Genomic DNA, 20,264 nt, shown 5'->3' with positions numbered 1-20,264 from the left:
TTCAGCCGATCATCGCGCTGCGGCTGTCATTGTCGGTTTCGCGCATCTTGCCGTCGCGTGATTCCAGCATCTCCGCCTTGGAAAGCTCCGCTTCAGCTTCGGCGAGTAATGATTCGGCAACGCTTCGCTGCTGGGCGAGGTCGGATTGCGAATTCAACAGATTGTCCCTGCGCAGGCGGGCGGCTTTGGCGAAGGTCGGATATGCGAAATGGTTGATGTCTGTGATGCCGGCCTTCTTTTCCTCGGCGTTGATCTGGAATTCCAGCTCGCCCGCCATGCGGTCGAATTCGGCGATCATCATATCGAGTTGCAGCAGCTGCCGGCGCTTCTCATTCACCTGAAACTGCTTCAGTCGAACGAGGTTTTCACGTGACTTCATGACTTCATACTCCCGGAGACGCAGACCCTGAACGAACAGCCCTACCCGCGAAAAAACCCGTGCGGCAAACCGTACGGTCCGCCGAGCGCCGCTATAGGAAACGAATTCCTAAGATTCTTCGGCGTCGGTAACCATTCGTTTACGCGCATTGTTAATCATACGCGTCAGGACTTAAGGCCCGGTAAAAATCCGGGGTGCCTAGCGGGATCAACGGCGGGTGAATCACATGAGTCACTTGAACCCGTTTGCTCACGCAACGCATTAAGGACTGAATTTTGGGATTAGTCATAAGATTCAAGAGAGTGTATCCGAGGGTTAAAAAATCTGGTATCGCTTTTCAGGCGGAATTAGGTTTTGTTAACCATTCGGTGGCAGCCTTGGTTGAAGGCAATCGCTGCTCCGGTACCGGATTGGATGCTACGCGGTCCGGCGGCAGAAAAGGGGAATGAAATGCGCGTTCTGCTGATAGAAGATGACAGTGCAACCGCACAAAGCATCGAGCTGATGCTGAAATCGGAAAGCTTCAACGTCTATACCACCGATCTGGGTGAAGAAGGCGTCGATCTCGGCAAGCTCTATGACTATGACATCATTCTCCTAGACCTGAACCTGCCGGATATGTCCGGCTACGAAGTCTTGAGAACGCTTCGCCTTTCCAAGGTGAAGACGCCGATCCTGATCCTTTCCGGCATGGCCGGCATCGAGGACAAGGTTCGCGGCCTCGGCTTCGGGGCAGACGACTACATGACAAAGCCGTTCCACAAGGACGAGCTCGTCGCCCGCATCCATGCGATCGTGCGCCGTTCCAAGGGCCACGCCCAGTCGGTCATCACCACAGGCGACCTGATCGTCAATCTAGACGCAAAGACCGTGGAAGTCGGCGGCCAGCGCGTGCACCTGACCGGCAAGGAATACCAGATGCTGGAGCTGCTCTCGCTGCGCAAGGGCACGACGCTCACCAAAGAGATGTTCCTCAACCATCTCTACGGCGGGATGGACGAGCCGGAACTGAAGATCATCGACGTTTTCATCTGCAAGCTTCGCAAGAAGCTCGACGCCGCGTCGGGCGGCCAGAACTATATCGAAACGGTCTGGGGCCGCGGCTACGTACTGCGCGAGCCGGAAGACCTCCGCGAAAGCGCATAGAGCAAATAGCGAGTAGGGATTAGCGAATAGAAGGCCGCTTGCAGCGGCCTTTTTGGTATGTGACGCTATTCGCTATTCGCTATTCGCTATTCGCTATTCGCTATTCGCTATTCGCTATTCGCTATTCGCTATTCGCTATTCGCTATTCGCTATTCGCTATTCGTTATTCGCTACTTACTACTCGCTACTTACTATTCGCCTTCTCAGGCGGCTGCCTGGAGGCTGCGAAAGCGCTCCAGAAGCTGTGGCCGAGTGAACGGTTTCAGGACATAGCCGTGGGCGCCGGCGCGCTTGGCGCGCATGATGGCGCCGACATCGACCTCGACGAGGCAGATCGCGATCTGCGGCTTCACGGGGCTTTCGATCGCGCGGATGCGGCTGATCACTTCCGTGCTCGACATGTCGGGCAGGGCGCCGTCCACCACGATGATGTCAGGCATGTCGGCCGCACACATTTCGATGGCGTCGAGACCGGTCGCGGCTTCGATCACCACCATTTCCGGGCCGCCCAATATCCGTTTGGCGACTTTGCGGATCACGCTGGAATCGTCGACGAACATGCAGCGTTTCATGACACGGTCCTCTCGAGCATGATTTCCGAAAGTCACGGACTGTCCGGAAAAGATCATGCGGCCAACAACTTACGCTTCGCGGACGCGCCGGAAGCGACGGTGTTCTGATCGCCGGACCATATCCGAACCCGGTAAAGAACCGGACAAGAGGTTAGGTAAAATTAGTCTGAAGGAAGTCCGCGGCGGTCAGGCCGCCGAGAAGACGATTTCCTCGGCCGTTGCGTGGATCGAGATCTCCATGCCGGATTCGCGCGCCAGAAGCAGTGTGTAATAAGGCTGCACCGCATGCGCATCGATGGCTTCTTCCGGCTTCTGGCCGGAGTGCAGCTCGAGAAATTTCGGCGGCACGCGCAGCATCGGTCCGGACGCCGAAATCTTGAACTTCGGCTCGGTCTCGACATCCTCGAGCGTCACGCCGATTTTGCCGCCGCGCGGAATGGCGGCGAGCGCCACCAGGACCAGGTTCAGGAGCAGCTTGACCTTGTTCTTGGGCAGCAGCGCGCGCCTGCCCGTCCAGGTGAGTTCGGGCTTCTCGTTGCGCAGAAACGCGGTCGCGACCGCTTCGGCGTCGCCGGTGTCGATGACCATGCCGGCCGAGCCGGCCGCGCCGAAAGCGATGCGCGCAAACTGCAGCCGCGCCGAGGCATTGCGCGCGCTGGTGCGAATCAGTTGCATGGCGTCCGCATCCGCGCCGCCTTCATCGAGCAGTTCCAGCCCGTTATTGATCGCGCCGACCGGCGAAATGATATCGTGGCAAACGCGGCTGCACAAAAGTGCGGCCAGATCGGCGGCTGAAAGGGTAAAAAGCTCGGTCATAAAGGTGTCCCCGCGGCAAACGAAAATACAGGCATACGCGAATGCCGCCGCACCGAGTGGCGAATCAGGCCTGTCCCCCCTGCTTTCTCGTACACAGCGCCGCCGCGCGCATCAAGAAACCAGAAAAAAATGTACGGTTGTCGAAAATCGCTTGCTGGATAATCGGAAAAGATAGCGCCGGGAAGGGCCGGGTTCGGCCACCGAAGCGCCATCTTCATATGAGCTTAATGCTTGAACAAGATTTACGGCATAGTTTCGGTAAATGGCCCGCCAGCGACCGGCAAAAGAGTCGCAGCGTGCCGAGGCGTCGGCGAATAGGCTCCCGGACGGAGATTTGGAAGCATGTTTTCCCGACTTTTTGACCGGAGCATCATCCTCCGGCTTGCCGCAGTGGTTCTCGCGCTTGCGGGCATCATGGCAATCTCGACAGGCCAGTTGCGGGCGCAGGAATATTCAGCTCAGGAAATCGTCGATTCCGGCCACCGCTTCTTTGGCGCGACCTCCGGCGGGCTTGCGACGATCGTCGAGAAGATTTTCGCCTCCTACGGCCTGCCCAACGGCTATGTTCTGGGCGAGGAGGGCTCAGGCGCGCTCGTCGGCGGGCTCACCTATGGCGAAGGCACGCTCTACACGAAGAACGCCGGCGACCATAAGGTGTTCTGGCAGGGACCGTCGCTCGGTTGGGACTTCGGCGGGCAGGGCTCGCGCAACATGATGCTCGTCTACAATCTCGACGATGTTCCGAACCTCTACAATCGCTTCATCGGTGTCGCCGGTTCGGCCTATGTTGTGGCGGGCGTCGGCTTCAACGTGCTCAAGAACGGCAACATGCTGCTCGTTCCTGTCCGCACCGGCATCGGCGCGCGGCTGGGCGTCAATGTCGGCTATCTCAAGCTGACCGAGAAGCCGACCTGGAATCCTTTCTGAGATCGGGATCAGGAAGCGCCGGTTGCCGAGGGCCGGCATTCCGGCATATTGGTTGCGGGCATGCGGAGGCGGCTTCTTGCGCCGGCAAAGCCGCTCCAACCGAGCTCGTGACCTGACGTGATCCAATCCATCCTGTTCTTTGCACTCGGCTTTCTCACCGCCGGCTTCCTTGCCCTGCTGATCGCGCCGGCAGCCTCGCGGCGCGCGGCCGCCCTGATGCGCAAGCAGGTCGAAGCCTCCGTGCCGCTGACGCTGGACGAAATACAGGCCGACAAGGACCGGATGCGGGCGGAGTTCGCCATGTCGGCGCGGCGGCTCGAAATCAGCGCGAAAACGCTTCGGGAGAAGAATGCGGCGCAGGTCATCGAGATCGGCCGCAGGCTGGAGGAGATCAAGGCGCTTGGCGCCGAAGTCGCGGAGAAGAACCGCCTGATCGCCGCTTTCGAGGCCGGTGGCGAGGGCTTGCGGGCGGAACTGCACCGGCGCGAGAGCGAGCAGCAGCGGCTCTCCGAAAGGCTCGCCGAAGCCGACGAGGCGCTGAAGCAGAAGTCGCTCGAGATCGAGAAGCTCGAACGGATGTACGACGATGCGAGTTTTTCGTCGAGCAGCCGCCAGATCGAACTGGTGGCGCGGGAATCGGAACTGGAGCAACTCGGAAACGAAGCCGCCCTGCTGAGAACCCAGGCGAAGGAGGCCAAGAAGCGTCTCCAGGATGCTGAAGGGGAGGCGGCGCAGCTCCGCGAAGAGTTGGGGCGCGCGACGGCCGCGGAAAACGACCTCAACGCGCGTCTGGTGGAATTGCAGGCGGAGAAATCGGGCCTGGAAGCGCAGTTTGCCGTGCAGAGTGTGCCTGTACCCGTTGCGGAAAATGGCGGGGAAGTGCCGGCGTGGGGGGCGGATCGTGAGCGGCTAGAAAACCGGCTGACGACATTGGCGCGCGAAAACCGCAAGCTTAAGGCAAATCTCGCCGCGCTCCGGCGATCACAGGGCCGGTCAGGCGACGACGAAGCGTTGCGCGAGCAGATTGGCGCTTTGGCCGCACAGATGGTCCACCTGACCAGCATGCTCGAAGGGCCGGGCTCGCCCATCGCCAAAGCCTTGTCCTCGCCGGCTGCCGAAAGCGGCCAGGGCGGCACGAAGAAGAAGAGCCTTGCCGACAGGGTCCGAGAATTGCAGAAGGCCGCCTCAGCCGGCTGACTTCTCCAGTTCTGCGAAATGGTGCAGGGCGATTGCCGATGCCGCGGCGACGTTCAGGCTGTCGAAGCCGCCGGCCATGCCGATGCGCACCGTGTTCAGCCGGGCGAGCAGTCGTTCGGGAAGGCCTTCGCCCTCTGCGCCGAACCAGAGCGCCGCGCGCTCCGGCCGTTTGATATCGCGCAGGTCGGATTTTCCCCGCGGCGAGAGCCCGTAGGGTCCGAAGCCGTGCCGGGACATCTGGTCGACGAGCCCTGTGGCGTCGTCGGCGATCGTAAACGGGATTTTCAGGACGGCTCCGACCGAGACGCGGATCGCCTTGCGGTAGAGCGGATCGCAGGAGCCTGCATCGAGGATCACCGCATCTGCACCGAATGCGGCCGCGTTGCGGAAGATCGCGCCGACATTGTCGTGGTTCGAGATGCCCACCAGCACGACGACGAGCGCTCGGCCGGGCAGTGTTGCGAGCAGCTCTTCCGGCGATTGCGGTGCGCGCTTGCGGCCGATGGCCAGCACGCCGCGATGGATGTGGAAGCCGGCTATGGCGTCCATGACCGGACCCGGCGCGACATAGACTGGCATATCCTGCGGAGCCAGCGCCAGCGTGTCGGCAAGCCCGGGAAGGCGACTTTCAAGCACCAGCACGGATTCGGCTTCAAAGCGCCGGGCCGAAAACAGCACGTTGAGCACGACCTTGCCCTCGGCGACGAAGCGCCCCTGCCGGCCTGCCAGATCGCGCTCCTTTATGTCGAGATAGGGCGCGACGCGCGGATCGGCGGGGTCGGCGACAAGGACCGGGTTCATGCCGGTTGCAGCTGCGAAATCATCCGCCGGATAAACGGCGCTGGCCGCGCGGCGTCAAGTCTCCGCCATCGTCTCAAGTCGCTTCGGATGCTTTCCATTCCCGCCGTAGCGGAAGATGCCGTCCAGCGTGCCCAGAAGCTGGCGCACCGCCTCGGACCGGCAGGAGTAGTAGATCATCTGGCGGTCGCGGCGCGTCTCGACGAGATGGACGTTGCGCAACTTCGCAAGGTGCTGCGAAAGAGCCGACTGGCTGAGCGAGACTTTTTCGGCGATTGCGCCGACCGACATCTCGCCTTCCAGAAGGTGGCTCACGATGATGAGGCGCTTTTCATTGCCGAGCAACGTCAGCAAGGCTGCTGCCGGTTCGGCATTGTCGATAAGCTGTTTCGAAACCATCATGCCCCACACATAGTTGCTCATTCAGACGCCATGGGGGCAATAACGTCGGAAAGCTCCAGCCGGATCTGCGCATGCACGCTGAATCATCCGGCTATCAATGAGTTCAGCGTAAACGATTTCAGCCAAATCTCAAGGTGGAACAATCCTTGCTGCGCCCCATGTCATGAATTAATTCCCAAAGCCGCTCTTGCATCCCTGGCCATCTCGACCAGGGTCTTTCTGAGTTCGCCGGCAGTCGAAAGCAGCGTCGGGAAGAAGATGCGTCGGACCTCGTCGCCGGAGGCGATGTCCATGCCTTCGGCGTCGAAACCGGTGACCCGCCATCCGTCGCCGGACGCCCCGGCGTGGTGCCTGGCGTAGACGGCGATCGCGTCGAGATGATCGGAATTCATGTGATCGAGCGCCGGCTGTTCTCCTTCCGCAAGCCCTTCCGGAGCCGGCGTTACGAGTTCGGCCGGCGTCAGATTATAGGCCTTGCCGAAGCCGCCGTTCAGGCTTGCGGCCTCGGCATCCAGCCGGAAGAACCAGAAATCGCCCAGTCCGGCGTAAAGCGCGGCCTTGGGATTGCGGTTGAGGTAGCGCCGCTCGGCGCGGGCCTGCTCCGGCGTGCCGCGTTCGAGACGCGTCGCGCGGCAAGCCAGCGTGACGCGCGGATGCGCGAGCGCATCGCCCTTGCCGGGCTCTCCGAGCAGCAGCGAACAGCGCGGGTCCGCTATGATGGCGCGGGTGTGAGCCGCCAGCAGGGAAACGAGAATCAGCGGGGCGCCGTCGAGATCGGTCGCAACGCCGACGCGGCTCGCCAGCGGCGCGCCGGTTTCAGGGTCAAGCACTGCAAGGGCGCCATAGCGGGCCGAGCGGATCAGCGTCTTTGCCAGCCGGATTGCATCGGCGTCCGTCGGCCTGATGACGTCCTTGGCCTTTTCCAACATCCCGGCCTTCATCAATGTTGATGTCGATTGTCCAGTTATCGCCCGACGATGCCCGCCTTGGCAAGAGCCTCCGCTTCGCCGGCCGATATTCCGAGCCGGATGAGCACGTCCGTGACGGTGGCCACGTCCTTTGGCGGCATAGCCACGACCGACGGGGTACGCGAAAACCGCGGCGCCGGGGCAGGCCGCTCCAGCGATCCGGCGTGTATATGCGCGCGGCGCGCCCGGTTGTGCGGATGAAGGGGCGCTTCCGAGAGTGAAAGGACCGGAGCCACGCATGCGTCGGCGCCTTCGAACAGGGCGGCCCATTCGTCGCGGGTCTTTTCGCCGATGCGCCGGGCTATCGCCTCGCGCATCTCGCCCCAAGCCGATCTGTCGTACTGGGCGGCGGCCAAATGCGGCTCCAGCGGAAGCAGCGCCGCGAATTCCGCGAAGAACTGCGGCTCCAGGCACGCTACGGCGAGGTGCCTTCCGTCAGACGTCTCATAGGTGTCGTAGAACGGCGCGCCAGAATCGAGCAGGTTGGAGCCGCGCCGGTCCGTCCAGAAGCCGGCTGCCAAGAAGGCGAAGAAGGGCGCGGCCAGCATGGACGCGCCGTCCACCATGGCGGCGTCGACCACCTGGCCCTTCCCCGACCGTGAGGCTTCAAACAGCGCCGCCAATATGCCGGCAATCAGGAACATGGCGCCGCCGCCATAGTCGGCGACAAGGTTGAGCGGCGGCACCGGCTTGCCTTCGCGAGGGCCGATAGCGTGCAGCACGCCGGAATAGGCTAGATAGGTCAGGTCGTGACCGGCTCGCCCGGCGAGCGGACCTTGCTGCCCGAACCCAGTCATCCTGGCGTAGATCAACTTCGGATTGCGGCGCTGCGCCTCTTCCGGACCGAGGCCCAGCCGCTCCATGACGCCCGGCCGGAACCCCTCGATCAGCACGTCCGCTTTTTCGAGGAGCCGCAGGACGAGCCCTATCCCCTCCGGCCGCTTCAGGTCGAGCTTGAGGATCGTGCGGCCGTGGCGGTCGAGATCGTGCTCGGGAGGCAGCGCAAGAAATGCCTTGCCGCTCGCCATGCGCTCGATGCGGATGACCTCGGCCCCCATTTCCGAAAGCATCAGCGCCGCCAGCGGCGCCGGGCCCAGCCCCGCCATTTCGATGATCGTCAGCCCGGCAAGCGGGCCTTTTTTTCCGTCGCTGCCGGTATCCATGATTCGACAGCCCGATCTTTACTTCGGCGCCATGCGGATGGCGCCGTCGAGGCGGATCACTTCGCCGTTCAGCATCTGGTTTTCCACGATGTGCAGCGCCAGCGCGGCATATTCGGACGGCTCGCCGAGGCGCGGCGGGAAGGGCACGGACGCGCCAAGCGAATCCTGCACCTCCTGCGGCATGCCCATCAGCATCGGCGTCTTGAAGATGCCGGGTGCGATCGTCATCACGCGGATGCCGGAACGCGCGAGATCGCGCGCCACAGGCAGCGTCATGGCGACCACGCCGCCCTTGGACGAGGAATAGGCGGCCTGGCCGATCTGCCCGTCGAAGGCCGCCACCGACGCCGTGTTGACGATCACGCCGCGCTCGCCACCGTCCAGCGGCTCCTGCTTCGCCATGCAGTCGGCGACCAGCCGGATCATGTTGAACGTGCCGATCAGATTGACCTCGATCACCCGCCGATAGCTGTCGAGCGGATGCGGGCCGTCCTTGCCGAGCGTCTTTGCGCCGATGGCGACGCCGGCGCAATTGACCAGGATGCGCGGTTCGCCAATGGCTTGCGCCGCTTCAGCGACCGCGGCCTCCGCGCCCTCGGCGCTGCTGACATCGCATCTGACGGCGACGCCGCCGATTTCACGGGCAACTACCGCCGCGCGTTCGACGCCGATGTCGAGCAGCGCGACCCTGGCGCCGGCAGCCGCCAGCGCGCGGGCGGTCGCCTCGCCCAGTCCGGAGCCGCCGCCCGTGACGATTGCCGTTTGTCCCTGCGGTTTCATGGCCGGTTCCCCTCGTTTGAAGTCTGCATGCTATGGAGGCGATTGAGCCGGCGCAACCGAATCAGGCCTTCGCCAAGTCCCTAACCTGATCCGCATGTGAGACTTCGCCGGCCAGCGCGGCCACCGCGCCGGGCAAGAACTCCACAGCGAGCAGACGGTCGAGATCGACGGGGCGCGGCATGGAGATCTGGCCGCGAGGGATTTTCTTGAAGCCGAGCGGGCCGTAATAAGGTTCGTCGCCCACCAGGATCACCGCGCCGGCACCGCCATTCTTCGCCGCTTCCAGCGCCATGGCGACAAGCCGGCGGCCGATGCCGACATTCTTGAATGGCGGGCGCACCGCCAGCGGCCCGAGCAGCAGCGCGCGGCCGGCTCCGGCCGCAATCCGCGTCATACGCACCGAAGCGACCACCGCGCCGCCGTTGACCGCGACGAAAGACAGGCCCCGCTCATGCGGTCCGCCCTCGCGAATCTTGTAGGCGGCGCGCGTGAAACGGCCCGGCCCGAAGGCCTCGGCATTGATGATTTCGATTTCGGGATCGTGCGCCGGCTGCTCCGGCAGGTAGGTCGTGTCGGCAAAACTCATGTCGTTCGCTTCCGGTCGAGGAGGGAAGGGGTCGGCTGCGCGCGGCAGCCCGTCGCCAGTCAGCGCTTTCTCAAGCGCGGGCGCCCATTCGTCGTCGGTCGAACCGGATCTGTGCGAAGCATTTTGCCATCGGAACGACCGGCTAGCATCATTTTCGAGCCGCGTCCATCGGGGCATCGCCGCAAAGGTGACGATCCGTTCACGGTGCAGAAGATTTCGCCTCCCGGCTTTGTGCCCTACATCGGGCGGGAACCCTCTCAAGGAGAAGCCGGATGGGATTGCTGGTCGATGGCAAGTGGAGCAACCGCTGGTATGACACCGGGAGAAGCGGCGGCAAGTTCGTTCGGGATGAGTCGCAATGGCGGGACTGGATCACCGCCGACGGCGCGCCGGCCGCCGGCCGTAGCCGCGGCTTCAAGGCCGAGCCCGGCCGCTATCATCTCTATGTGTCGTATGCCTGCCCGTGGGCGCACCGCACGCTCGTCTTCCGAGCGTTGAAGAAGCTCGAAAGCGTCATCTCCCTCTCGGTCGTCCACCACTACATGGGCAAGGATGGCTGGACCTTCCGCCAGGAGGATGGGGCGACGGGCGATACGCTCTACGGTCTCGACTTCCTGCACCAGATCTACACCAGGGCGGATCCTGCCTATTCGGGGCGCGTCACGGTGCCGGTTCTCTGGGACAAGAAGGGCGAAACGATCGTCAACAACGAGTCGTCCGAGATCATCCGCATGCTCAATTCCGCGTTCGAGGAATGGGGCGACCCGTCGCTGGACTTCTACCCGGAACCCCTGCGGGCCGAGATCGACGCGATCAATGCGATGATTTATCCGGCGATCAACAACGGCGTCTATCGCGCCGGCTTCGCGACCACGCAAAAGGCCTACGAGGAAGCCTTCGCAGAGCTGTTCTCGGCGTTGGACATGCTGGAGGACCGTCTCTCGCGGCAGCGCTACCTGGCCGGCGCGCGCCTGACCGAGGCCGACTGGCGGCTGTTCACCACGCTCTTGCGCTTCGATCCGGTCTATGTCGGGCATTTCAAGTGCAATCTGCGCCGCATTGCCGACTACCCGAACCTGTCCAATTATCTCCGTGACCTGTTCCAGGTTCCGGGCGTCGCCGCGACCGTCAACATGCTGCACATCAAGTCGCATTATTACGGCAGCCACGACACCATCAATCCGACGCGGATCATCCCGGTCGGGCCGGAGCTTGACTATTCCGCGCCGCATGACCGCGGGCGGTTCGCCGGCTGATCACCAGAATGGCGATGGCGGCTCGCCGTCGAAAATCTCGGCGATCCGCCGCAGCGTGGCCGGCGTGGTGGCTTCCGGCAACCTGTCGAGCGGAAAGAAACCGGCCTCGGCGATTTCGCGGTCGGGCAGCTTGGGCCTGGACTGGCTGAACTCGCGGATCAGGTAAAGCGCCACGTGGTCGCGCCGGCTCGCCTGCCGGTTGAAATGCAGTGATTGCAGCACGGGTGGGGCGGTGAAGACGATGTTGCCTTCCTCGACGAATTCGCGTTCCAGCGCCTCCGGCATAGTTTCGCCGAGTTCCACGCCGCCGCCCGGAAGCTGCCAGCCTGGCACATAGGTGTGGCGGACAAGGAATACGGAATTTGTCTCCGCATCGTGCACGAGCCCGCGGACGCCCAGCGTCATCGGGCGGCGCATCAGGAAGTAAAAATGGAAGAGCCGCCGGCGCACGCCCGGCCATCCCGTCTGCCGGAACGGATCGTTTCCAAATGCGTTCGGCATCAGGCCGGCATCCACCGCTGGAAAGGCTGGCGTCGGTATCCTAAAAGGGCTGAATGTTCAGGCTCGCACATCTCTCCGACGTCCATCTGGGGCCGCTTCCCGATGTATCCTATCGCGAACTCGTCTCCAAGCGGATGGTTGGCTATGTCAACTGGCACCGCAACCGCCGCCGCGTGCTGACGGAGGGCGTGCTGGGCACGATCGTGGCCGACATGCAGGCCTCGCAGCCCGACCATCTGGCCGTTACCGGCGATCTGGTCAATTTGGCGCTGGACGCGGAGATCGAACTGGCGCGGATCTGGCTCGAGGCGCTCGGCAGGCCCGACGATATCTCGGTGGTGCCGGGAAATCACGACGCCTACGTGCCCGGCGCCTTCGACAAGACCTGCCGCGCCTGGGGACCATGGATGACGGGCGACGGCGCCAGCCCGCCGGCAGACCGGAACGGCTTCCCCTATATGCGGGTCCGCGGGCAGGTCGCGCTCATCGGGGTCTCGACCGCGCGCGCCACCGCCCCGTTCATGGCGAGCGGCTTCTTTCGCGAGGACCAGTCGCACCGGCTCGGCGGCATGCTCGACCATGCGGCGAAACGCGGCCTGTTCAGGGTTGTGATGCTGCATCATCCGCCGGTGCGCGGGGCGGTACCCCAGCATAAGCGACTGTTCGGCATAGGCCTTTTCCAGACCGCGATCCACAAGCACGGCGCCGAACTGGTGCTGCACGGCCATTCGCATATGCCGACCCTCTATTGGATCGGCGGCCGTGACGGGCAGGTGCCGGTGGTCGGCGCGGCCGCAGGGGGCCAGGCGCCCGGCGATTCCAAGCCGGCCGCGCAGTACAATCTCCTCGACATCGACGGAGAAGCCGGCGCCTGGGCAATCCGCCTGACGCGGCGCGGCCTTACCGGGCCGGCGATGCCGCCTTCCGACATCGTTTCGGTCAACCTCACTCCAGGGTCGCTGGTTCCGGAAAGGGCGGGCTAGAGCATCGTGCCGAAAAGTGGATGCCGGTTTTCGGCAAAAACGATGCGAAAACAAAAAGCTAGAGCGAGATGCCCGATTCCGAAATCGGGCGGCTTGCTCTAGAACCCGATCCCCATCGCGGCGAGCCGGTCCCACAGCAGCGCCACCGAGGCGGCGAGCCCGACCAGCGCGCCGGCGACGACCAGCCCGAGTCCTGACAGGAAAGCCGCCCAGCCGTTGCGCTTCGCGCGCAGCGGTTCGGACGCCTCCGCGACGGAGGACTTCAATGCGCCAGGGATGGCGGGTTCGGCGCTTCCGTCCATCAGGCGCTGACGCTCGACGATGCGCTCGGCGACGTAAAGCGTCACCTGGTCGGCGACGGGCTTCATATCCGTCGATTCGGCAAGCACGATGCGGCCGATCCGCGTATCCCTCAGGAAGCGGTAGGTGCGGCGGTCGCGGCCCATCGTTACGTGGCTGACGGCGTCGATCCACAGGCGCGGCTGCAGGCCGGATGAGACGGCGAAGTCGAAAATGTCGACATCGGCGGGCACTTCGGCAAAGACCGGCGCAAGTTCGGCGGCGAGCAGATCGAGTCGCATCCGGCTCGCCTCGCGCATCTCCACGACCACGTCGTCGCGGTCGGCGGCGGCATTCTTCACGTCGCGTATCGCGTCGGCCAGTTTTCGCCCCTGCTCGATGGGCGTCACATTCTCGCCTGCTTCACTCATGGCCGGGCTCCAACCTCGACGGGGCTTTTAAGGAATTGTTAACATAAACAGGCGGCGAAAACAGCCTGTGCTGCGCGGCAAGCCGTCAAACAACGCGTTGCTCGGGCGATTCTAGTGCCGCGCCGCCGATGGTGCGACGTATGATATCGGCTACTTGGCCGGGGGCTTCCTGCGGCAGCAAGTGGCCTTTTCCCTTGACGGTATGAAGCACGAAATGCGGCGGCAGCTTCTCCACCTGGCTGTAGGGAAGCACGCCGTCCTCGCGGCTCCAAGCCACCGCGACCGGCATGGGCAGGGCGGAAAGGCTCTCGCGCGATATAGCGCCCTGCCGGTCGTTGCGGGTTATGGCGGCTGCGATCTCGACCAGCTTTTCGGTCTGGCCGCGTATTGCGCGTATCTCAACGGCTTCGCGCAATGTCTCATCGCCTATAACCGCCTGCGGACCCGACATCGCCTCTAGGCAGTCACGGATCTCGGCCGCCGAGCGGGCAGCGGCGTAGCGGCGCAGCAACGGGCCGTTGATCTCCTCGCCGAAGCCTCCCGGCGCGAGCAGGGTCAGCGACGCCACCCGGTCCGGCTGTCCGATCGCAGCAAGCGCCGCAATGGCTCCGCCCATCGAATGTCCGACGAAATGAGCCTTGCGGATGCCGCGGGCATCCAGGTCCGAGAATACGGCGCCGACGGCGACTTTCGGCGGGCCGGCGTCCGGCCAGTGAAGCGACCGGCCATGGCCCGGCAGATCATAGGCGATTGTCCGGTGTTCATCGGCGAGCGCGTCGGCGACCGCCCGCCATGCGCCGTGACTGCCGCCAAATCCGTGCAGGAACACGATCGCGGGGGCGCTCGAGCCGACCTCGCGGGCGAACAGCCTCAACTCGGGCCGCCCAAGCCGGCGTGCCGAAGGGCGCCGAGCAGCTTTTCGGTCATCGCAGGCGGGTACTGGCCCTCGACGAAGAAGGCGCGCGGATCGGCTGCGAATTTCGGATGCTCGAGCACGATCTCGTTGATCAGTTCCCTCGCCAGCTCGGGCTTTCCAGTGCAGTCGGCGGCAATGGCGCGGACGGCGAGATAGTGCCCGCGCTTGGCCGTCGCCAGCGACTCGGCGGCGCGCGCCGATCTGGCTGTGTCGTCCAGCATGAACTGCGCCAGGAACAGCCCGTAGTCCCACCAGCTCGGATGCGCGCTCGACGCCTCGACCGCGCGCTCCATGATGGCCGCGCCCTCTTTGTAGCTGCCGGAGAAGATCAGCGCGTAGGCATAGGCCGCGGCCATTGAGAGGTCGTAGGTGTTGAGCTCGTAGGCCTTGCGCATCCAGCGCGTCGCCTCTTCGGAATTGCCGATGCGCGAGTTGAGGAAGCCGTAGGAGCGGTGGGCGTAGGGGCTGGTCGCGACCATCTGCACCGCGCGGTAGCCGAGCGCCAGCGCCTGATCGGCGGTCGCGGCGGGCGGGTAGCGGTAGCCGTCGCGCACCGCCTCCATGTGCAGCGAAGCCATTTCGGCATAGATGAGAGGAGATTTGGCATTCTCGCGGGCAAGCTCCTCGAAGCAGCGATAGGCCGCCTCGTGCTTCTCCTCGGATTCGGCGAGATAATAGTCGTCGTTGAGCAGCAGGCAGGCGGTCAGGCCGGTCTGCACTCCCAGCTGGTCGATATGGCCGTAGATGGTCCCGGAGGCCGGTACCGTGGAGCTCAGTATATCCGCGATCGTGTCGTCGAGCTTCGCGGTGCCGACATCGGACGCCGGCAAGACGCGCGACAGCAGCACCTTGCCGCTCGCGCTATGCTGCAGCTCGATCGAGACCTCGCCTTCGGCAAGGCCCAAGCCAACCCGGAAAACGAATTGCAGCGGGTTTACCGGCGTTTCTTGTTCGAGGTCGCGGCCGATGAAATCGACCGTGTCGAAGCCGGACAGGGCGGTGCGCAGCACGGATGCGACCCGCACCGGTCCCTCGGCTTGCGATTTCAGCGAAATATAGACCGGTGGCAACGCCTCGGCCGCTGGATCGATGCTGCTGGTCTCGGCTGGAATTCCGCTTGCCGAGGCGGTCACCTGTTCGCCGGGCGCGGGATCGTTGATGCGGTAGACCAGGAAGCCGAGCATCAGGATGATGACGGCCATAGCGCCCCAGAAGAGCTTGACCTGCCGCATCATCTGCGCGCCGGAAGGAGGTATGGCGCCTTCCACGGCGGCCAGCGCCGGATCGATGCCGTGGACCGCCTCCGCTTCGGCATGCAGCGTCTGCCCGTCCGGCGGCAGCTGCGCGCCGTTGCTAGCGGGCGCGTGCCGCTCCGGGTCTATTTCGTAGGCCGGAATATAGCTGCCGCGGGGAATGGTGATGCGGATAGGGTCGGCCGCCCCTTCCGCCGCGAAATAGTGGCTAAGCAGTTCGCGAAGCCGGCCCGCCTGCACCCGCACCACGGCATCGGTCGACGGATCGAAATCCGCGTCCTTGCCGAACACGTCGACGGCGATGGCAAAGCCTTTCAGCCGGTCCGCATGGCCCGCCTGTTCCTGCTCGACGAGATAGCGCAGAAGATTGCGAGCGCGTTCGGACCGTCCGAAGGTCTCGCTGGCCAGGATGCGCTCCAGCGTTTCGCGCACTGCGGGGGCGGCAGGCGTCTTGTGTTGCAAGCGTCGAACCTTTCGAGACCGGCACCGAACGGCCGATCATAGCGCCGCCAGCCGAGCCGGCACAAGCGCGCACGTCTCGATCCGCGGAGTTTCCCCGCCCGAAATCAACCCGGGCGGAGTTTCTGTCAAGCTCGGCTTAGCCGACGATCCTGTTGGCAGCCGAAATCACGGCCTCGAGCGAGGCCGCGACGATGTTGGTGTTGATGCCGGCGCCGAACAGCCGGCCGCGCGGATGCTCGACTTCGACATAGGAGATCGCCGACGCGTTCGAGCCGCGCTGCATGGAGTGCTCGGAATAGTCTAGCACCGTCATGTCGACGCCGATATAGCGCGAAAGCGCGTCGACGAAGCCGTCGATCGGTCCCGTTCCGCTGCCAGTGATGGTTATTTCCCTGCCGCCGTCGAGAATCACAGCCTCGATCTGGCGCCGGCCCTTGTGCTCCGTGTCGGGAAACGTCTGGTGGTCGAGGAATTTCAGCCGCGCCCCGGGCTGGTCCACGTAAAGCTCGATGAAGCGGTCGTAGATGCGTTTCGAGGGCACCTCCTTGCCTTCCGCGTCGGTGATCGCCTGGATGTCCTCGCGGAATTCGACCTGGAGGTTGCGCGGCAGGTTCAGCCCGTAATCGGCCTGCAGCACATAGGCGATGCCGCCCTTGCCCGACTGCGAGTTGATGCGGATGATCGCCTCGTAGCTGCGGCCGACATCCTTTGGGTCGATCGGCAGATAGGGCACCTCCCAGAGCGGCGTGTTGGCCTTCCCTATCGCCTTCATGCCCTTGTTGATCGCGTCCTGGTGCGAGCCGGAAAACGCCGTATAGACGAGTTCGCCGACGTAAGGGTGGCGCTCGGGGATCTTCATCTGGTTCGAATATTCGAACACGTCCTTCATCCGGTTGATGTCGGAACAGTCCAGTTCGGGGTCCAAGCCCTGCGTGTACATGTTGAGCGCCAGCGTCACGATGTCGACATTGCCAGTGCGCTCGCCATTGCCGAACAGCGTGCCCTCGACGCGGTCGGCGCCAGCCATCAGGCCGAATTCGGTCGCTGCGATCCCCGTGCCGCGGTCGTTGTGCGGGTGCAGCGAGACGATCAGGTTTTCGCGGTTGTCGAGGTTGCGGCACATCCATTCGATCTGGTCGGCATAGATGTTGGGCGTCGCCATCTCCACCGTCGCAGGCAGGTTGATGATGAGCTTGTTCTCGGCCGTCGGCCTGACGATCTCGGCGACTGCGTTGCAGATCTCCAGCGCCACTTCGAGTTCTGTGCCGGTGAAGCTTTCGGGCGAATATTCGAAGCGGTATCCGCCGCCGGCCTTGGCCGCCATGTCGGTGATCATCTTGGCGGCGTCGGTGGCGATCCGCTTGATGCCGTGTACGTCCTTCTCGAAGACCACGCGGCGCTGCAGTTCGCTGGTCGAATTGTAGAAGTGCACGATCGGGTTCTTCGCGCCCTCGAGCCGATTCGAAGGTGCGGGTGATCAGCTCCGGCCGGCATTGCACCAGAACCTGGAGCGATACGTCGCCGGCAACGCCGCCCTGCTCGATCGCCCAGCGCGCGAAGTCGAAATCCGTCTGCGAGGCAGAGGGAAAGCCGATCTCGATCTCCTTGAAGCCCATGTCGAGCAGCAGCTGGAACATGCGCGCCTTGCGCTCATGTCCCATCGGGTCGATCAGCGCCTGGTTGCCGTCGCGCAGGTCGACCGAGCACCAGACCGGCGCCTTTTCTATGCGTTTTGACGGCCAGGTGCGGTCGGTGAGGCCGACAGCCGGGTAGGGCTGGTATTTGCGCGCCGCGTCGGGCATCCCCTTCGTGGCTCGGATCTGTTCTTGCATGTTCATCTCTCGTCTCCTGGCGCACCCGGCTGCAAAGCTCAGGACGGCGCCTCAATCGGCTGTTCAATGGATGATGGCAAGGAGCATGCGCCTCAAGCGGCAGATCGACCGCCGGGCGCTCCTTCAGCGAGCCCGGCGATCGCCGATAAGGCCGAGAAGCAGCAGAGCGGAAGAGAGGGCGCGCGCGGTCTCGCCCGCGAAAGACGGGCGGACGGAACGAATGTTCGAGCGCGAAGCCATGAATCAGCATATACAAGAGTGGCGTACAGGGGACAAGTGGGGGACGGCGCCTTCTGACGGAGGCGCGCCGTCGATAGGGCTTCACACAGCAGTCCACGACAGTGGCATTTGTTGCGCTGCAATATTTATGTTGCAGTGCAGCACGGCTTGTGTAAGCTCGTCCTGCGAAGGGAGGAGCAAACCATTCACGGGGGTGAAGGCAATGCTCCAGATAATGATACTCGTCTGCTCGGTGAACCTTTCTCCGGCGGACTGCCAGATCGAAACAGCGCTTGACGTGATCAGCGGCCCGCAGACCCAGAGCGTGGTGTCCTGCGGGCTTCAGGGCCAGTCGCTGATCGCCGCGACGTCAATCGGCCGGCGCGGACCCGACGAATACATCAAGATCAAGTGCTCCCGGGTCGTGAAGACAGCGCAGAAGCTCTGAGACGCTTGGGGGCGACTTCCGCCTCCGGGCGTTCGTCACGCTTCTCAGCTTTTCACGCTCCTCGCCACCAGCCGCGCCAGCGCCGGGCCGAACAGGAGCACGAACAGGAACCGCGCCATCTGCAGCGCCATGACGAAGGACAGGTTCACGCTGTCCGACGCCGCCGCGATGATGGCGACGGAATCCATGCCGCCGGGGCTGGTCGCCAGATAGGCGGTCAGCGGGTCGATGCCGAGGTGGCGGTGGAGCAGCCAGGCAAGCCCGCCGCAGAACGCCATCAACGCCAGGATCGACACGATGATCTGCGGCAGCGCGCGGACCGCGTGGCGCAGGATCGTTCGCGTGAAATTCAGGCCTATGCTCCAGCCGATGACCGCGTAGCTGACGGCGAGCAGCCATTCGGGCAGTTGGAAATCTACAAGGCCGCCGAGATGCAGTGTGACGCCGAGGATCAGGCTGCCGAGGAAATAGGGCGAGGGCAGGCGGAGCAGCCGTCCGACCAGGCCGCCGGCCAATGCGACGGCGAGCGTGGCGGAAAAGGCCGGCCATTCGATCTCCGGAAACCACACGGTGGCGGGCGGTTCGACGCCCGACGTGTCGACCCAGAGCCGCGCGACGAGGGCGGCCGTCACCGAGACGAATATCACCCTCAGATACTGCATGAAAGCGACGAGGCGTGCGTCGGCGCCGAACGTCTCGGCCATCAGCACCATGGCGGTCGCCGCGCCCGGCGCCGAGCCCCAGACCGCGGTCGTGCCGGGCAGCATCTTCCAGCGGCTGATCAGCCAGCCGAGGAAACTGGACGCGGCGACGGTCAAAAGCACGGCGCCGAGAAAGAGCGGCCAATCGCGCATGAAGAAGGTGAGGATCTCAATTTCTATTGAGGCGGCGATGAGGCATCCGATGATCGCCTGCGCGGCGAAGAACGCGGGCTTGGGCAGGCGCACGGTCGCGCCGTTCGTGCCGGCGACTATGCCGGCCAGCATCGGCCCGACCAGCAGCGCGGCGGGCAGGTCCGCCCATTCGAGGATGAAGGCGAAGACAGCCGACACCGCGAAAAGCAGCATCCATTGCAGCCAGGGCGCCCTGCCGCCCATCGGCCCGGGAGCGGGTGATTGCGAATCCGGAGGCATCGCGCCGTCTTAGACGCAACCTTTCGGCGATGCCAGCCGAGATAATCTCGCGATGTTTGTTGGGCCGCAGCCCGCTGGCCGGCCGTGATGACGACGGAATCCGCCGGAGGTTAACGGCGTCTAGCCGCCGAACCGGGGCCAGAAGAATCCTGCGCGCGCCTTGTAGGCTTCATAGTCGCCGGCCAGCGGCGTACCCAGGAATTTCTTCTCCTCCGCCAGCGCGGCCGTGACATAGATCACCGCAAAAATGGCGACCGGCAGGATCGTCCATGCCGACCAGGCGGCGATGGCCCAGCCCGACCAGAACAGCAGGTAGGACGTGTAGAAGGGATGCCGGAGATAGCGGTAGGGGCCGCCGGTGACGATGCCGTGGGGGTTCTCCGGGTCGAAGGCGAAACGCAGCCGCGCCTTGCGCGAAGCCGATATCGCCGCCCAGAACAAGGCTGCGCCGGCCAGCTGGATGCAGAGCCCGGCGACCTGTGCGGCAGCCGACTGGTGCTGGCTCCAGACAAGATAGAGAAAGAACACGGATGTCGCGACGACGCCGGCGGAGATCACCTTTGCGCCGGCCGGCATTTTCGAAGACGCGAAGTGGCCGCGAAGCGACCAGCTGTAGGACGCGATCACAAGGACGCTCACAGCCGAGATGACGAGATCGAGAACCAGCTGCATCGGGACCCTGACAAGGAGAAATTCCCTGACGGCCAAAGTAACCGCGGGCAGGTGACGATGGCAAGCAAAGGTTGCGCCGATAAGAACTTGTTAACCACCAACGTACACCGCCCGTACAGCGCTTGCTGCGAAGATCGCGCGAAAC

The 20,264-nt window shown here is 64.0% G+C and carries 21 protein-coding genes and 1 pseudogene; 6 read left to right on the top strand and 16 right to left on the bottom strand.

Annotation, left to right across the window (positions count from 1 at the left end; all coding sequences use genetic code 11):
- Position 1: 1 nt before the first annotated feature.
- The gene (locus tag ACG873_RS18735; RefSeq protein ID WP_394886616.1) at positions 2 to 379 is read right to left on the bottom strand and encodes a flagellar export protein FliJ; all 378 of its coding nucleotides are present in this window, start codon (positions 377 to 379) and stop codon (positions 2 to 4) included.
- Positions 380 to 829: 450 nt separating this feature from the next.
- On the opposite strand from ACG873_RS18735, the gene ctrA reads away from it, so the two are divergent.
- Complete coding sequence (gene ctrA / locus ACG873_RS18730; protein WP_394886614.1) at positions 830 to 1,525, top strand: response regulator transcription factor CtrA; 696 nt, start codon at positions 830 to 832, stop codon at positions 1,523 to 1,525.
- A 203-nt stretch (positions 1,526 to 1,728) separates the two neighbouring features.
- Here the strand turns inward: ctrA and ACG873_RS18725 are convergent, their stop codons facing one another.
- Both ACG873_RS18725 and chpT read right to left on the bottom strand, forming a co-directional pair.
- Entirely contained in the window at positions 1,729 to 2,097 is a 369-nt protein-coding gene (locus tag ACG873_RS18725; protein ID WP_394886612.1) for a response regulator, read from the bottom strand.
- A gap of 186 nt (positions 2,098 to 2,283) precedes the next feature.
- Positions 2,284 to 2,913 (bottom strand): histidine phosphotransferase ChpT, encoded by a 630-nt coding sequence (gene chpT, locus ACG873_RS18720; protein ID WP_394886610.1) that lies wholly within the window; start codon positions 2,911 to 2,913, stop codon positions 2,284 to 2,286.
- Positions 2,914 to 3,255: 342 nt separating this feature from the next.
- Between chpT and ACG873_RS18715 the strand changes: the two genes are divergently transcribed.
- Positions 3,256 to 3,840 (top strand): DUF1134 domain-containing protein, encoded by a 585-nt coding sequence (locus ACG873_RS18715; protein WP_394886608.1) that lies wholly within the window; start codon positions 3,256 to 3,258, stop codon positions 3,838 to 3,840.
- 117 nt (positions 3,841 to 3,957) lie between these two features.
- Entirely contained in the window at positions 3,958 to 5,037 is a 1,080-nt protein-coding gene (locus tag ACG873_RS18710; protein WP_394886607.1) for a hypothetical protein, read from the top strand.
- Here ACG873_RS18710 and ACG873_RS18705 read toward each other — a convergent pair.
- The 6 genes from ACG873_RS18705 to ACG873_RS18680 all read right to left on the bottom strand — a co-directional run bounded on the left by ACG873_RS18705 (position 5,026) and on the right by ACG873_RS18680 (position 9,734).
- Positions 5,026 to 5,838 (bottom strand): TrmH family RNA methyltransferase, encoded by an 813-nt coding sequence (locus ACG873_RS18705; protein ID WP_394886605.1) that lies wholly within the window; start codon positions 5,836 to 5,838, stop codon positions 5,026 to 5,028. The genes ACG873_RS18710 and ACG873_RS18705 overlap by 12 nt on opposite strands.
- Before the next feature lie 54 nt (positions 5,839 to 5,892).
- Positions 5,893 to 6,234, bottom strand: coding sequence for an ArsR/SmtB family transcription factor (locus tag ACG873_RS18700; RefSeq protein ID WP_394893600.1), 342 nt, complete (start codon positions 6,232 to 6,234; stop codon positions 5,893 to 5,895).
- A gap of 164 nt (positions 6,235 to 6,398) precedes the next feature.
- Complete coding sequence (locus ACG873_RS18695) at positions 6,399 to 7,166, bottom strand: HugZ family protein (protein WP_394886604.1); 768 nt, start codon at positions 7,164 to 7,166, stop codon at positions 6,399 to 6,401.
- A 35-nt stretch (positions 7,167 to 7,201) separates the two neighbouring features.
- On the bottom strand, positions 7,202 to 8,368 hold the full coding sequence (locus ACG873_RS18690; RefSeq protein ID WP_394886602.1) for a CaiB/BaiF CoA transferase family protein: 1,167 nt from the start codon (positions 8,366 to 8,368) through the stop codon (positions 7,202 to 7,204).
- An 18-nt stretch (positions 8,369 to 8,386) separates the two neighbouring features.
- Positions 8,387 to 9,148 carry an SDR family NAD(P)-dependent oxidoreductase gene (locus tag ACG873_RS18685; protein WP_394886600.1) on the bottom strand — a complete coding sequence of 254 codons (762 nt, stop codon included), beginning with the start codon at positions 9,146 to 9,148 and terminating at the stop codon, positions 8,387 to 8,389.
- A 61-nt stretch (positions 9,149 to 9,209) separates the two neighbouring features.
- Positions 9,210 to 9,734: a GNAT family N-acetyltransferase gene (locus tag ACG873_RS18680; protein WP_394886598.1), complete on the bottom strand. Its 525-nt coding sequence runs from the start codon at positions 9,732 to 9,734 to the stop codon at positions 9,210 to 9,212.
- Positions 9,735 to 10,006: 272 nt separating this feature from the next.
- On the opposite strand from ACG873_RS18680, the gene ACG873_RS18675 reads away from it, so the two are divergent.
- Positions 10,007 to 10,990 carry a glutathione S-transferase family protein gene (locus tag ACG873_RS18675; RefSeq protein ID WP_394886596.1) on the top strand — a complete coding sequence of 328 codons (984 nt, stop codon included), beginning with the start codon at positions 10,007 to 10,009 and terminating at the stop codon, positions 10,988 to 10,990.
- Here the strand turns inward: ACG873_RS18675 and ACG873_RS18670 are convergent, their stop codons facing one another.
- Entirely contained in the window at positions 10,991 to 11,491 is a 501-nt protein-coding gene (locus ACG873_RS18670) for an NUDIX domain-containing protein (protein ID WP_394886594.1), read from the bottom strand.
- Positions 11,492 to 11,544: 53 nt separating this feature from the next.
- On the opposite strand from ACG873_RS18670, the gene ACG873_RS18665 reads away from it, so the two are divergent.
- The gene (locus tag ACG873_RS18665) at positions 11,545 to 12,474 is read left to right on the top strand and encodes a metallophosphoesterase family protein (protein ID WP_394886593.1); all 930 of its coding nucleotides are present in this window, start codon (positions 11,545 to 11,547) and stop codon (positions 12,472 to 12,474) included.
- A gap of 98 nt (positions 12,475 to 12,572) precedes the next feature.
- On the opposite strand, the gene ACG873_RS18660 is transcribed toward ACG873_RS18665, so the two are convergent.
- From ACG873_RS18660 to leuA, 4 genes and pseudogenes are all read right to left on the bottom strand, one after another.
- Positions 12,573 to 13,184, bottom strand: coding sequence for a hypothetical protein (locus ACG873_RS18660; RefSeq protein ID WP_394886591.1), 612 nt, complete (start codon positions 13,182 to 13,184; stop codon positions 12,573 to 12,575).
- An 85-nt stretch (positions 13,185 to 13,269) separates the two neighbouring features.
- A complete protein-coding gene (locus ACG873_RS18655) occupies positions 13,270 to 14,058 on the bottom strand; it encodes an alpha/beta fold hydrolase (RefSeq protein WP_394886589.1) in 789 nt (262 codons plus the stop codon).
- On the bottom strand, positions 14,055 to 15,815 hold the full coding sequence (locus tag ACG873_RS18650; RefSeq protein WP_394886587.1) for a tetratricopeptide repeat protein: 1,761 nt from the start codon (positions 15,813 to 15,815) through the stop codon (positions 14,055 to 14,057). Before ACG873_RS18650 ends, ACG873_RS18655 begins: the two co-directional genes overlap by 4 nt.
- A 136-nt stretch (positions 15,816 to 15,951) precedes the next feature.
- Positions 15,952 to 17,617, bottom strand: a pseudogene (gene leuA / locus ACG873_RS18645) (2-isopropylmalate synthase).
- 472 nt (positions 17,618 to 18,089) lie between these two features.
- Between leuA and ACG873_RS18640 the strand changes: the two are divergent.
- Positions 18,090 to 18,314 (top strand): hypothetical protein, encoded by a 225-nt coding sequence (locus tag ACG873_RS18640; protein ID WP_394886585.1) that lies wholly within the window; start codon positions 18,090 to 18,092, stop codon positions 18,312 to 18,314.
- Between the two features lie 44 nt (positions 18,315 to 18,358).
- Here ACG873_RS18640 and ACG873_RS18635 read toward each other — a convergent pair whose 3' ends face one another.
- The gene (locus tag ACG873_RS18635) at positions 18,359 to 19,411 is read right to left on the bottom strand and encodes an AbrB family transcriptional regulator (protein WP_394893599.1); all 1,053 of its coding nucleotides are present in this window, start codon (positions 19,409 to 19,411) and stop codon (positions 18,359 to 18,361) included.
- 156 nt (positions 19,412 to 19,567) lie between these two features.
- The gene (locus ACG873_RS18630) at positions 19,568 to 20,119 is read right to left on the bottom strand and encodes a methyltransferase family protein (protein WP_394886583.1); all 552 of its coding nucleotides are present in this window, start codon (positions 20,117 to 20,119) and stop codon (positions 19,568 to 19,570) included.
- Positions 20,120 to 20,264 lie beyond the last annotated feature (145 nt).

The organism is Allomesorhizobium aridi (assembly GCF_043769475.1).
In the GTDB taxonomy this organism is placed as follows: Bacteria; Pseudomonadota; Alphaproteobacteria; order Rhizobiales; family Rhizobiaceae; genus Allomesorhizobium.
Note: the sequence above shows the minus strand (reverse complement) of the source record. Positions and strands in the feature narration are given on the sequence as shown.